This window comes from Paenibacillus sp. MDMC362 (genome assembly GCF_003269305.1).
GTDB lineage: Bacteria > Bacillota > Bacilli > Paenibacillales > Paenibacillaceae > Paenibacillus_AQ.
On sequence record NZ_QLYT01000038.1, the window covers coordinates 235998 to 249687 of the forward strand.

The following is a 13690-nucleotide window of genomic DNA, read 5'->3' on the forward strand; positions in this document are numbered from 1 at the left end:
TAACTATGAGCAGTTCAGCCTTGCCCAAGGAGCCTGTGCGCCGTAAACGAATTACACTTCAACAGCTGATCCTAACACTGGTTCTGTTGGTAGGTTCATTCATCATGATTGTGCCATTCTTATGGATGCTGGTAACGAGCTTCGATTGGGCTGCACGATTAAATATTTCATTCCCACCGAAAATATGGCCGGAGGAGCCTTCGATTCGAACATATGAAGCCGCCTTCACCAACATTAATATGTTCCGATATATCGGGAACTCCACGCTTGTAAGTGCAGGGGTCATCATTATCAGCTCGTTGTCAGCACTTCTATCCGGTTATGCCTTATCCAAGCTTCGCTTCAAAGGAGCAAACTTCGTCCTGCTGCTAGCACTCAGCACGATGATGATTCCGTTCGAAATGACGATGATTCCGCAGTATTTGCTGTTCAGCAAACTCGGACTGGTCGACAATTACCTGGCTTTTTATTTGCCGGCCATGAACTATGCGTTCGGTACCTTTTTAGCTAAAGCCTTCTTCGATCAATTGCCCAGCAGTCTAAGGGAAGCGGCCGTTCTGGATGGCGCCAAGGAAATCACCGTATTCAGCCGGGTCTATCTGCCGCTGTGCACGCCCATTATCGCCACCATGGTCATTCTGCTGTTCTTAGGCGTATGGAATGATATGCTGTGGCCGCTGCTGATCTTGAAATCGGCTGCCAAGTACACAATCCAGATTGGATTGGCCATGTTTACGTATAACAACGGTATTAACCAACAGCCATCTATAATTATGGCGGCCACGACTACGAGCCTCATTCCGGTTATCGTCGTTTATATGTTCCTGCAGCGTTATATTATCGAGAGCATTGCGCTATCCGGTATCAAACAATAATTCAGAATAAAGCTAAAATTATGCGGGGGTGTTGATGTGATGAAAAAAGCTGTGCTGCTTATCCTGTCATTCGTGCTGGTGTTTACATTGGCCGCTTGTTCAGGCAGTTCGGGAAAAGATGTAACAGGCGGCGTTACAATTGAAAAGGTATCAGACATGAAAGGTACGGTTCGTGTTGCCCTGGCCGGCTGGCAGCTGGATAACGGAATCGATGCGCTGACAGGCAACCCGACCATCGGACTCAACGAATATTTGGATAAAACGTTCAAAAAAATGTATCCGAACATCAAGCTGGAGGTTTATCAAATTCCTTGGGAGAACGTAAAAGCCAAACAAACGGCCATGCTGCTCTCCGGCGATGCGGATGTCTTGTATACCGGGGGAGCCTTTGCATCGCAATGGTATCAGGAAGGGCTTTTGCGTGATCTGGACGACTTGATTGAAAAGGATACTTCGTTTGACCCGAGCATTTATCTGGAAGGCATTATGAACAACTCTTACAGCACCAAGTCGCCCGATGGAAGCAAGCAGTTTGGGATTCCTGCCGTTCTTGGCCGCCGGATGACGATATATGATAAGAAGCTGTTTGAAGACTGGGGTGTCGAAACACTCTCGGCACAGCCAGGACCGGATGAAATTCTGGAGAAAGCCAAGCAAATGACCGGCAAAAACCCGAAAACCGGTGAGGACAATTACGGTCTGTATTGGAGCGGCAATTCATTAAACGGATCCACCTTTGTTGCATTAACCCTTGCTTATGGCGCCAAAGGAGCGGAAGGATCGCTGAAAGATATCAAGAACATTAAATGGCACTTGAATTCACCAGAGATGGTCAAAGTGCTGGAATGGCTGAAAGAAGCCGCACAACTGCCGCCAGCAGGTTTCGTGAATGCCCAGGGAGCCGAGAATTTCGGACTGGAGAAGAACAATATCGCCATTGCCCTTGATTCCACCGGCGGCTCTACGATGAGTGAATACCGGTCGAAGCAGAATAAAGAGCTGCTGGACCGTTTTGAGCCGGTGCTGAACATGGGGCCTAAAGGCGAAGGCTGGGTTGCGGTTGACCCGTTCATCATGGCGAAGAATGCGAAAGATGTGGATGCATCATGGGAAGTGTTAAAGTTTTTGACCAGCTACATGACGCAAAAATATATGTATGAAAACTTCTCCAGTACTCCGACACTTAAAAACGCTGATTTCGTAACGCCGGAAGACAAGTTTGTGAAGAAAGCACTCGAAATCGCAGATGTCGGCCACTCGGAGCTTATGGATGAAGCCAATCCGTTCTACATGAGCGATATCGCTCCTGCCATTAACGGATTTATTAGCCAGGCTGCATCCGGAAACGCACCGGATATTCAGAAGTTTCTGGATGATCTGCAGGCTCGGGCTGAGAAATGGTCGGCAAATCTGAAGTAAATCAGGAGGAGACTGCACTGGGTGCGTCTTGGCGTGGTTGAGACATAAAATTCACGGATTCGAGGGTTATCCGCCGTGTGAAAAGACTGTATAAAACCTAGGTAATCCTATCCCTGCAGAGACGGGCCTAATCATGATGATTATATGAGTCAAACAACACAATATATTCCAGTATTATGTAAAACGTGCATGATCTTGATGATGCCCGGAAAAAACCGACCTATATGGCCGGTTTTTTTGTGATATTGCGTATGTAGATTATTCAGGATAGGGCGATCATAGAGTTCAAAGCGAATAAAATAGATATTGAAATTACACATAAAATAACAATAAATGGTATATGATAAGGATATAGAAGGGAGGCAACGTGAAAAATTACAAGGATAAATGTTCAGGAAGTGCTAGTGATGATAATGAAAGAAAAAAACAATAGATAAACATAATCCAGGTAATGATCAAAAAAAACTAAATCAACAATCTAGACGGTGTAGCAAAAAAACTTATTACAAATGAATCTGGATGATCACACGAAATTAAGATTTAGTGAAAAACGTTCAAAACGATCGACGCGATGATCGATAATTATGATGATTGATTAAAGCTAGGATTTAAGTGCAATTCAAGTGAGACTTAATCGAATGATGAAATATTTGAGCGAAAAAATAAAACCAACCGAATAGTTGATTAGAAACGGAAGAGAACGATGACAAAGTTGAGTATAAGTAATAATTGTAGGATTTAAGCAAAATATCAGAAAAATTAGTTGGAAACGATTTTAGTTAACATCTGTTTCACTCTGTTTCACAAAACTCGTATTTTGTACATATGTCAAATAATCCGTAATCGTCCTTACATTATGTCCCAAAGTCTTGGACCAGGTCCAGCAACATCAAAATCAATAATACCTATTGGTTTTTCTTGATTAAAAATAATGTTGTATATTGCAAAATCATTATGGCACAATACTTCAAACTCTAGAGGGGTGTTATCTATCGATTTCCAGCTCTCATCAAATGAAAAATCACTCACAGAATCATGATAAAACCTGAGCATTTTCGCTATTTCTATTAAAACATCATCAGACCACATGTATTCCTTTAAAGGATAATTACCAGCTTCTCCTTCAATAAATGATAATATCTCTCTTCCTTTTTCATCAATACCTAAAAATTTAGGTGCATAACTGAAACCTTTGTTCTCCAAATGCTTTAATAGCTTATGAATTTTGTAACTATCTGGTTTTAATTCGCGTCGTACAGTATCTCCCGAACGATACACTTTAGAGACATTCCCTCCTGTTAGTATTACTTCATTTTCATGGTTTGACATTAAAAATATTCCTCCCTGATATGACTTTCTTTAAACCGTAAAACAATCCTGTTTGTTCAATTAGCTTGGAAAAGGCAGCCGAACGTTCGGGCAGGCTGCCTTCGTGTCTATTATTGATCGTTAGCTGAACTGATTTGGTATCGCAGTGTGATTTGAAATAGAATCGATTATTATATCCCAGTCGCCATAGTGAAGCTCATGCCCAGTACCTTCCAATGTCAATAAAACCGCACCTGGAATTTCGTTAGCAAGATTTTTTCCATGTTCATAAGGGATAATCGGATCTTCAGTGCCATGTATAACCAAAGCGGGCACGTTTATTTCACCCGTCCTAGACAAATAGGATTCTCCACCTGTGAGCATGCCATGATTATGGATGCTGGCCATATTTTTGCTTCTTTTTATTTCTTCTTGTGCCAAATGATAAACTTTTTTCTCATCAAAAGGATGCTTTGAACCCACTAGGATTCTTGATCTATCTATTGCAAATTCGACTACCGATTGTTCGTTATTCCAATCTATTGCCCCCACATTCGAGAAAAAATCCATAATCCTTTCCTCCATCGGGGGGAGATCCGGAGCAAAATTGGACGTTGATAAGAGGGTAATGGTTAAAACTCTCTCTGGATGCCGCAGAGCTATCATTTGAGTCAGCATACCACCCATGGACAAGCCTACGATGTGTGCCTGCTGAATTTTATAAGCATCCAATACTCGAACAGCATCATCTGCCATATCTTCGAAAGTATAGACCGGTTGACCAGGTTCGTAAGTTGTTGAACGTCCAACATCGCGGTTATCATAACGAATGACAAAACGTCCTGTATCTGCCAGGCGCCGGCAAAATTCTTCTTCCCACCAAATCATTGAGGATTGGGCACCCATAATCAGTAATATTGCCGGGTTACCTTGTATTCCGAAACTGTCGGTACATATTTCAATCCCATTTACTTTTATTAATCGTTCGTTCATGTAAATTCCTCCAATATTAATGTAGAAATAAAAAAAACACAGGCTATCGGCCTGTGCATGCAGTAATCGAATAAAGAAATTGAAAATGAACGTAATTAGATGATTACCCTATGATAGACTCGCAGTCCCCTCACCGGATAGATCAAAAGGGTTCATTACATTTTCTTTAAATCCAGCCTATACGACATGAGCTTAGAGTTACCCCTGTCTCCAATCGCATAGTACTAAACTAGGTTACCGTGGAAGGTAAACCAATCTTCGATTACGATGCACGCAAAACAAATAGCCTTAAACCACTATTTAAATTCATTTGTGCAAAGAATATCGAAGAATTAGTTTAACACACGTAACCCCTCCGCTCTTATCAATTATTGCAATGCTAACACATGATGAATTTCTATGTCAACACCTGGAAAGTGTCTTTCAGGCTAACCGCTCAGTTCAACGCTAATCTGCCCGTTAGTTTAATAAAGGCAGCCGATCTCGTTAACGGCTGCCTACTTGTCTTTTATTGAACTAACGTTCCCCGTTAGCATAACGATGAGAAGCTTTTGTCTCCATTGTCAATCTTTTCGACGGGCGACATGGAGAACAGCGCCCCAGTGGCGGCGAACCGACTTTTCTGGGCGACTATTAAGGCGAACTCGGATTTCGTTGAAGAGTTTTTCGCGTTTCCATTCCTCCATAAGTATGTGCCCGGAGAAGGTTTCGAGGAGTTTAATATAAGCGTTAACATGATAAATGCGCTCCCAATCGAAATGTCGTATGCGAACAACCTCAAAAAGGCCGCTTTTCTCAATCTCATCTCTTTGCACGTGAAGTTCCCCTGGCCTTGGCCAATCGTTGTTGTCTACCGATTTACCTTCGCCGATCTCATAGTAAACGGTTTGAATTTCACGGAAGAATGGGTCTTCATCGTCTGGAAAAACGTGATCTGCGTTCCAAAATGCTAGGTGTCCACCAGGACGAAGTGCCTGCCATGCCTTCATGTACCGAACTTCGGGATCAACCCATTTCCAAGCGGTTGCAGCGAATACCAGATCAAAACTATTCTCCGCCTCCGGTTGCCAGTCTTCGAAATTACTGTTGATTATGTCAACGTCCATTCCGACAAGGTTATGACGGGCAACTGCAGCGAGCTCGGCTCCAAGTTCTACGCACGTGATTTTAAATCCGCGCTTGGCTAATGGGAGAGTAGCCTTTCCTGTAGCACAACCCACTTCCAACAAACGATCGCCTGGATTCAAATTTGTAGCAAAGATTAAGTCATCGAACAATTCATCAGGGTACTCCGGACGCGACTGCTGATAAATATTCGCGGCTTGTTCGAATGATTCGCGCAATTTATTATCATTTTTCGAGTTCATAGTACCTCCTTAATACGGCAGGCGATTGACTTGGCCGGATGAACCGTCGATAAATTCAAATACTCCATGTATCTCATTGGGAATCACATCCAGATCCGAGGATATAACATAATTTATTCTATGATCTGCTGCACTATCCTGCCCTTTAGTTGAATAAAGGCGGACTTTAAGGGGAATCTGCTGTTATTCAAAATGCTAAAAAAATCGACGATAAAGTTCTCGTCGTCGTTCGCCGCGCAGCTGAGCATATATTTGAGTGGTCGATGCTTTTTCATGCCCTAGCATGCCTTGAATGAAATCTAAAGGTGCTCCATTATCGAGGAGTTGGCACGCATAGGTATGACGAAATCGATGCGGATATAGATTTACTTCAATCTCTCCTCGGCCTGCAAGCCGTTTCAACGCCCACCGGATCGTAGGAATGGCCATCCGTCTACTCGGATGTGTATCGGTTACGAATAAGGCTTTACAGTTGTCTTCACGGCCGGCCAGATACTTCTTGAGCCACACTTTACACTCTGTCGTGAAATAAACTTCTCTCTGCTTTGAACCTTTGCCATTAACAATTGCAGAGCAATTTTCCCAGTTAAGATCCTCGATTTTTCCCATGCTTCTTGCAGCTCGATATCCTCGCCCGATAGATACCGATTCATTAATTCTGAATTAGCAAAATCCTCAATTTCAATCAGTGGTTAAAGGTTTTGATAAACAATAGAGAGGAATTTATTAGAACCTTGTATGACTATAACGTGATTTCTATGGAATAAGGTTGGAATAAATACTAATTACGACGAGATTTTTCATAACACCTCACGTTCAATCAAACGTTGGAAATTGAGTGCGTCTCTAGGAGAAAGGATGAACGAATGTCCGAGGGCAAGAACATGGTCCCTTTGAAATCCATGATTCCATACAATTTGGGGTTGCGACTATCGAAATAAGCAACTTTGTATTCTTCATTCTTCATCTGGTTCGCAATAAAACACCAGGCATTTCGCTTACGATCTAGAGAAAACGGGATTAAATGGCCCTATTTCCACTGATCCACCCTCTCTAATATTAATCATTTTATGAGTCTCAACGCTCGTCATTCTTTATAATGAAAGTCTCTGATTCGATAAGTTTTTCTTGTTTCTATCTCCTACTGCACTAACTTCTTGAATCATGTACAGAAATGAACCATTGCTAAACTGTGATACCAAATCACAAAAGGATTTTGGTAGTTTGTAATTCAATGATTTTCTGTTTTTTCTATATCTTCCGTTAGCTAAAAAAAAGGAGCAGCTGCCAACAGGCGAACTGCTCCATGATATTTTAACTTAATGTAAAACAACTTCATTTCCTTACCATTAAAGAATGACCTAAAAACCAGCTATATAATTCCGGATTATCGTATGTTTCTGTCCAGGAGTTGTGATTCGTCTCAGGATAAATTGTGAAAGAGACATTTCCACCGTTTTCGCGAAGTGCGTCTACCATTTTTTCTGATTCAGAAATGGACACTATATCATCCTTCGCGCCATGGAATGCCCAGATGGGTGTTCCTACTAGTTCATGTACCCGGTTGGGGTTACCTCCACCACATATCGGAGCGATAGCTGCGAACCTTCCTGGATATTCTGCTGCTAAGTGCCACGTCCCATAACCACCCATGCTTAGCCCCGTCAAGTATATCCGATCTGGATCAACGTTATAGTTTGCAATGATCTCATCTACTAATGCCATCAATCCGTCTTGTTCAGCATTCCAAAAAGAATCCTCCGGGCATTGAGGGGAAATCGTAATGAATGGAAAAGAAGGATCGCGTTCTGCTATCATAGGAATTCCATGTGCTTTTACCAACTCCAGATCATCTCCACGTTCACCTGCCCCGTGAAGAAACAAGATTAAAGGCCACTTATTTGAGGACTCTTTTTCATGTTGATCTGGCAAATGTAAGAGGTATTTCATCCGCACTCTTTTAGTTATTTCTTTTTCAAATTTATTTGCGGTTTGACTCATTGTATCTCCCTCACTTTACTGATATCTCCCATAGGGGGTAAAAATAGAATTCCCCATATTTCCCGGAATTCCTTCAGTTGCATTAACCTGCCCGTTAGCTAATGAAGTTGCATGGAAACATAATTAGATACTTATCTAATCGGTAATCGGACCATGTTCTTGTCCTTTACGGCAATCGGTACAAGTTCTTGTCCTTGGCTCGGGACAAGAATTTGTACCGATAAAACAAAAAACCGCTAAAATAGCGACTTTCAATGGGACAATGTTTCTGTCCTACGACAAAAACATACGTCGTAATGTTCTTTTTATACGTAAAATCTACTTCGAAATAATTGTTTGGTGTTTGATTATGAACTCTGGTTTCGTTAAATACGCCATGTAATTTACCGCTCCATTAAAGTCCAAATATGCCTGATAGCGGGTGCGAATAGCGGGGTTTTCAATGAAATCAAGAACTTTATCCTTCGCCACCCAGCGACTATCGGTTGTTTCCTCAGTAACAGCTAATAACTCCCCACCAACAGGCTTACATACGAAATCAAACCCAACTTGCGTAGGAACATCAGTCACACCATCATACCATTTAAAAATCCCTGTATTTGAATAGACACCAATTAAGTAGCTAACCGTAGTGTCAATTCCACTTTCCTCTTTGATTTCGCGAATCAAACCATCTATCAGATTTTCTCCAACTTCCACTTGTCCACCAGGGTATACCCAACCACCGTCACGAGTTTTTACTAAAAGTATATTTCCTTCCTCATCTTCTATAAATCCACCTGTTGCAACGATATGCGTTGGAAATGGCATATTACGACCTCCTTATGCAGTAATGTTTGTATATTTATTCCACAGCGTTCTCTCACTACCCTGCCCGTAAGTTTAATGAAATTTCTTTGAAACATAGTTAGATACTCATCTAATCGGTAATCGGCTTATATTATTGTCCTTTACGGCAATCGGAACAAGTTCTTGTCCTCGACTCGGAACAAGAACTTGTTCCGATAAACCTACCCCAGAGATTTGCTTTGGTCTATGGCAGCCTCCAGATCGACACCCACTTTCCGACCGACTCCGTTGCATACCGGGCACATCCCTTGTGTAGTATTGAAGGAGAAATGGTCGACATTGCCTACTTACGGCTGGCCCACACGCTCGAATAACAAGCGTAACATCGGAGCAATATCGCTGACCGTGCCGAGTGTCGATTGCATGCCTCCTCCAAGCCGCTTCTGGTCGACCACAATCGCCATGCTCAGGCTTTCGATATTGTCGGCTTGCGGTTGCGAGGCAGGAAATTAAGTGCAAACTGAAGTTATCGTTCAACAGCGCCTGCGCTTCTGCAGCGATGGTATCAAAGACAATCGACGATTTACCAGACCCGGACACACCGGTAAAAATTGTGATTTTACTAAAAATGACTGAATCCAAAATGATGAACTGCTTCATGAGTTTGACGTAACTTGTGTTTTTCAGCGTGGCTACATCAACGATTTGGATTTCGAGCGCTACTACCAAGTACAGGTTCTTATTCGTCCCACGTCTGAAGATTAATGGCATATTTATACAGAATAATTGGTGGCGAATTGTTTGCTGTCCCTGATATCAGTGATGAAGTTCCTCAGAGGCTGCTTTTGCTGGCAGCAAAAGCATGAGAGCAGCTGCTATAACATAACATGCAATTAGCCAGGGAAGAATAAAGGTCAATGCATCGCCATAAGCAATCAATTGATTTTCTTCAACGGTAAATGAAGAGTTTAACCTAGAGAAGAAAAGGACACCCAGGATCGCAATTCCGATGGAGTTGCCTATTTGACCAATCGTAGTAAGAACGGCACCGGCAGAACCAGCATCTTTGCCAGGGACCCCAGCAATAATGACATTCACCAGAATAGGCGCAGTAAAACCGATCCCTAATCCGCCGATAAACATTGGCAAGGCGAGCGCCCAATAAGATGGATCAACACCATCTCTGACATTTAGCAATAGAATTCCCTGAGAGATCGCAAGAAGTAAACTGCCGAACACAAGCATGGCGCGACCGGCCCGGTTTGCAAATTGGACACCGATGCCAGATGTAATGATAGACCCTATCGCGTAAGGAAGAATGGCCATACCCGTTTCAAGCGCATCCCGTCCGGTGCCGAATTGAAGGTAAAGGGCAAATAGGAAGAAAAATGAGCCTATACCCCCAAAAAATAACAGGGAAGCGGAAAGACCACTTGTAAATGCTCTTATACGCAAAAGCGCCGGATCCAGTATTGGTTGGTCGCCGCCTGCGGCCAAGCGGCTTTCTCTCATAAAAAAAAGCGCTATCAATGGGATAGATAAGGCAAGCATTACGAAGCCCCACCAAGGCCACCCCCACTCACGTCCCTGTACTATAGGTAACAAAATTAATATCATCGCAAATGAAATTAGTACTGCGCCACCCAAGTCAAGTTTCATTGAACCAGCTCCACGGGATTCAGGTATATACCTGAATCCAAGAATAAGACCGACGATACCGACTGGTACGTTCACCCCAAAAATGGTTCGCCAACCCAATCCCAAAAGATCAGCATTAACAAGTATTCCACCAAGCAGTGGCCCCGCCAGGCTAGCTAGACCTAAAACAGCACCATAGGCTCCGAATGCCTTAGCTCGTTGAGATGGCGTAAACGCTGTGCGAATAATGCCAAAAACCTGGGGTATCATTAAACTTCCAGTTAACCCTTGCGCAACACGTGCAGCGATTAAGAAAGCCGGACTAGTAGCAAGCGCACATAATAACGAGGCTAAGGTAAACCCCATAAGTCCTATTAAGAAAGCACGTCTCCGTCCAAACTGGTCACCTATTCGTCCGCCCGTTATTAATCCAGCTGCTAACGCAAGTGTGTACCCTGCCACCGTCCATTGGAGCTCTGCTTCGCTGGCTCCTAACGATACGGCTATCGAAGGAGCAGCTACACTGACAATCGTTGCATCAAGCAATTCCATGAAAACCGCAACTAAGACGACAACTAGAGCAATTAGTTGTGAACGGGGACTTACTAATCGACTTTTCAATTTAAATACCTCCACTGTAAAGTATCTTTATGATAAAGCTTTATTATTATACAACATTATCGAATTATATTGTCAAGGGAATATTTCCATTCAATATAACCAATACAACATATCCGTTTACGCCTTTACAGTCGCTTTGAAGTACATTAAGATAGTGGTGATTAAGCTAGTGTGATAATCTAGAGATGATATATTGATATTAATCAAGGAGAAAGTATCCATGGATAATCCAGAACTTAGAGACGTCACTGAACACCGCGAGCAAATTGTAAATGAACTTCGACGGTTTGGTGCGAATTACGCCGAGCTTTCACACCGATTTGCAACTTCGCTTAATTTACATTCTACTGACGCTATTGCATTAATAGAGATTTTCTACGCGGAGGATATTGGTTCTCCATTATCGCCTGCACGGTTAAGTGAGCGTATTTCGTTATCGTCGGGAGCAACCACTGCATTGCTTAACCGTCTTGAACGTGCTGGGCACATATATCGTACTCGCGAAGCTACCGATCGACGGATGGTTACTCTACATAGCGGTCCTAATGTCCAAGCACATACTGCACAGTTTTTTGGACCTCTCGCTAACCACGTAGATTCAATGCTCAGAGAATATACGGACTTGCAGTTGAATCAATATGTGACTTTTTTAAACAAGTTTAACTCGACTATGAGATTAGTCCTGGATGAACAACATCAAGAACCCAATTCAGAATAAAAAAGCACTGACAATGGCTTCTTTTCCCGGAATGCTGTCTACCCTCATACCAATAGCTTTCATTTTCACTTCAACAGGATAGCTAACTCTAGTTGCCGACAAAAAAACACCTCCAAGATGATCTCCATGCCCTACGACATGGTTGCATTTTATTGAAGGTGTTTTAATTTGTCTTACATTAAGGGGGCGGTTCCCCTCCCCGGTCAAGGCCTTTTATTTTCAGCTCCAACTGCTTGTTGTATCATTCATGAAGAACTGAAATGTAATGTTAAAATGATCTTTCACTATTCCGAAGCAGGGACTGAATTCAGTTTCTTGCAACGGGAATATAACTTGTCCTTTTTCACTGAATTTTTTATACATTTCTTCAATCTCGCTTTGTTGCGTAGCTGTAATGCAAATATTTACCTGATCTCCGATTACAATAGATTTCCCCGGAAAGATGTCAGCGACCATCAAATCATTTTCACCGGTTTGCAACACAGCATGGGAAATACGAGTCTTCACTTCATCAGGCAAACCATCGGCATCCGTGCCTTCCCCGTACGTAGTTTTGAACAGTAATTTCGAGTTCAACGCTTCCCGGTAAAACTCAATCGCTTCCGCAGCTTGTCCATCCAGCATAATAAATGGTGTTGAGCGCATTGACATATAAACAGCTCCTTTTACTTGAAATTGTCCAATTTGTTATTTGGACTTCATTAGCATCTTATCGTACAATAGTGACAAAACTTGTCATAAATACAAGAAATGGAGTTTACAATGGCAAAGTCGAAAAGACTGATCGAGATTATGATAATCATCAACAGATAGAAATCCTTCAACACCAAAGATCTTGCCAATTTTGCGACCTGGTTAGATTCTATGAAGGCTACTCTATAATGTAGTCACATTTGAGTCAAAATCCTATAGTGTGGCCACTTTTCTGCATTTTTTGATGACACAAATTATTCTACATAAAAAAAAGCCCGGCAAGCCATCCCAATGCTCTTCCAGCAGCTTGCTGGCCCAGCGGTATACTTGCATGGTGATGTTAGACGGATCTTCCATCTTCATTTGTCTAGAGAAGCCGGTGGGCGATCAAAGTCCGCTCCCATACACCCGATCAAAGAGTTGTTCCATAACAATGTGAAAAACTGTCATGCATCATGGTGTTATTGAAGGTTTTAACTACATATGCTTATTATTTAGATGATCATCTATCGGTAATCGGACTATGTTCTTGTCCCCCAACACTCGACATTTTTTCATTTGTTCCGCTTAAGTCTTTGTTTCGCACGCTTCGCGATCTCAACTGGCTAAAGCCGCTAATCAAAAAAGCCCGCTATTTATGCGGACTTTTAAGCGTACATGTTCTTGTTCCTCGACAAGTGGAGATCAATCTTTCGGCTTAATTGTAATGCCCAACTTCTTAAAAAATGGTTGCAACTGCTGTTCCACTTGCTCTATATTCGTTTGATCTTCCTTTGATAGCCGTTCAATATGAACACTACCATCCGGATCAAGTGTTTTGGCGTCATAAGCCATTAATTCATTTACTAATTTTTGAAACTCATCAAACTCTTCTTTGCTTAATATTTGCCCTGCTTCATCTAGCACTCCATTCCAAAAAGTAGCGCTATCTATAGGTTTAGCTTCTCCCTTCGTTGATTGAACTTCATTTAATTTGCGATAGAGTGGCTCTAGCTCTGCGGTTAACCTTCTATAGATTTTTTGCTCTCCTACACTCAATCTCTCGATATGAAAATCCCCATTTGCATCGGCAACTTTCAAATTAAGGGTGCCCAATTCTTTTAGTAAGGACATCCATTTTGTAAACTCCTCTTCACTTAGGTTTTGTTTAGCGGTCTGCAGCTTTGCCTCCAGCTCATCATATTGTTTTTGAGTTACTCCGATATTTTCCCTCGAACCATAGATGGAATCAGCTATGTAGCTATAACCGGCAAAAGCACCTGTTGGGA

12 protein-coding genes and 2 pseudogenes are annotated in these 13690 nt (G+C 42.3%); 3 read left to right on the plus strand and 11 right to left on the minus strand.

Going from position 1 to position 13690, the window contains the following annotated elements; translation table 11 throughout:
- Nucleotides 1–5: 5 nt before the first annotated feature.
- Nucleotides 6–875, plus strand: a complete 870-nt coding sequence (locus DP091_RS20095; protein WP_071220686.1) for a carbohydrate ABC transporter permease — start codon at nucleotides 6–8, stop codon at nucleotides 873–875.
- Nucleotides 876–914: 39 nt separating this feature from the next.
- The gene (locus DP091_RS20100; RefSeq protein WP_113059952.1) at nucleotides 915–2294 is read left to right on the plus strand and encodes an extracellular solute-binding protein; all 1380 of its coding nucleotides are present in this window, start codon (nucleotides 915–917) and stop codon (nucleotides 2292–2294) included.
- Between the two features lie 855 nt (nucleotides 2295–3149).
- On the opposite strand, the pseudogene DP091_RS20105 reads toward DP091_RS20100, so the two are convergent.
- From DP091_RS20105 to DP091_RS20140, 8 genes and pseudogenes are all read right to left on the minus strand, one after another.
- Nucleotides 3150–3623: pseudogene (locus tag DP091_RS20105) on the minus strand (phosphotransferase); the annotation flags it as partial.
- 120 nt (nucleotides 3624–3743) lie between these two features.
- Nucleotides 3744–4595 carry an alpha/beta fold macrolide esterase gene (mle, locus tag DP091_RS20110; protein WP_113059953.1) on the minus strand — a complete coding sequence of 284 codons (852 nt, stop codon included), beginning with the start codon at nucleotides 4593–4595 and terminating at the stop codon, nucleotides 3744–3746.
- Between the two features lie 563 nt (nucleotides 4596–5158).
- Nucleotides 5159–5962, minus strand: coding sequence for a class I SAM-dependent methyltransferase (locus DP091_RS20115; protein ID WP_113059954.1), 804 nt, complete (start codon nucleotides 5960–5962; stop codon nucleotides 5159–5161).
- A 195-nt stretch (nucleotides 5963–6157) separates the two neighbouring features.
- A complete protein-coding gene (locus tag DP091_RS20120; RefSeq protein WP_113059955.1) occupies nucleotides 6158–6571 on the minus strand; it encodes a tyrosine-type recombinase/integrase in 414 nt (137 codons plus the stop codon).
- A 726-nt stretch (nucleotides 6572–7297) separates the two neighbouring features.
- Nucleotides 7298–7963: a carboxylesterase family protein gene (locus DP091_RS20125; protein WP_006210636.1), complete on the minus strand. Its 666-nt coding sequence runs from the start codon at nucleotides 7961–7963 to the stop codon at nucleotides 7298–7300.
- A gap of 318 nt (nucleotides 7964–8281) precedes the next feature.
- Nucleotides 8282–8773, minus strand: coding sequence for an NUDIX hydrolase (locus DP091_RS20130; protein WP_113059956.1), 492 nt, complete (start codon nucleotides 8771–8773; stop codon nucleotides 8282–8284).
- A gap of 206 nt (nucleotides 8774–8979) precedes the next feature.
- Nucleotides 8980–9373 (minus strand): annotated as a pseudogene (locus tag DP091_RS20135) (P-loop NTPase family protein); the annotation flags it as partial.
- A 195-nt stretch (nucleotides 9374–9568) separates the two neighbouring features.
- On the minus strand, nucleotides 9569–11011 hold the full coding sequence (locus tag DP091_RS20140) for an MFS transporter (RefSeq protein ID WP_220091181.1): 1443 nt from the start codon (nucleotides 11009–11011) through the stop codon (nucleotides 9569–9571).
- 220 nt (nucleotides 11012–11231) lie between these two features.
- On the opposite strand from DP091_RS20140, the gene DP091_RS20145 reads away from it, so the two are divergent.
- Nucleotides 11232–11729, plus strand: coding sequence for a MarR family winged helix-turn-helix transcriptional regulator (locus DP091_RS20145; RefSeq protein WP_077566311.1), 498 nt, complete (start codon nucleotides 11232–11234; stop codon nucleotides 11727–11729).
- A 219-nt stretch (nucleotides 11730–11948) separates the two neighbouring features.
- On the opposite strand, the gene DP091_RS20150 is transcribed toward DP091_RS20145, so the two are convergent.
- The 3 genes from DP091_RS20150 to DP091_RS20160 all read right to left on the minus strand — a co-directional run.
- Entirely contained in the window at nucleotides 11949–12380 is a 432-nt protein-coding gene (locus tag DP091_RS20150) for a VOC family protein (protein WP_077566312.1), read from the minus strand.
- Nucleotides 12381–12635: 255 nt separating this feature from the next.
- Nucleotides 12636–12785, minus strand: a complete 150-nt coding sequence (locus tag DP091_RS32395) for a hypothetical protein (RefSeq protein ID WP_336245437.1) — start codon at nucleotides 12783–12785, stop codon at nucleotides 12636–12638.
- A gap of 321 nt (nucleotides 12786–13106) precedes the next feature.
- Nucleotides 13107–13690: DUF3600 domain-containing protein (locus DP091_RS20160; protein WP_113059957.1), on the minus strand; the 584-nt coding region annotated here is incomplete at its 5' end.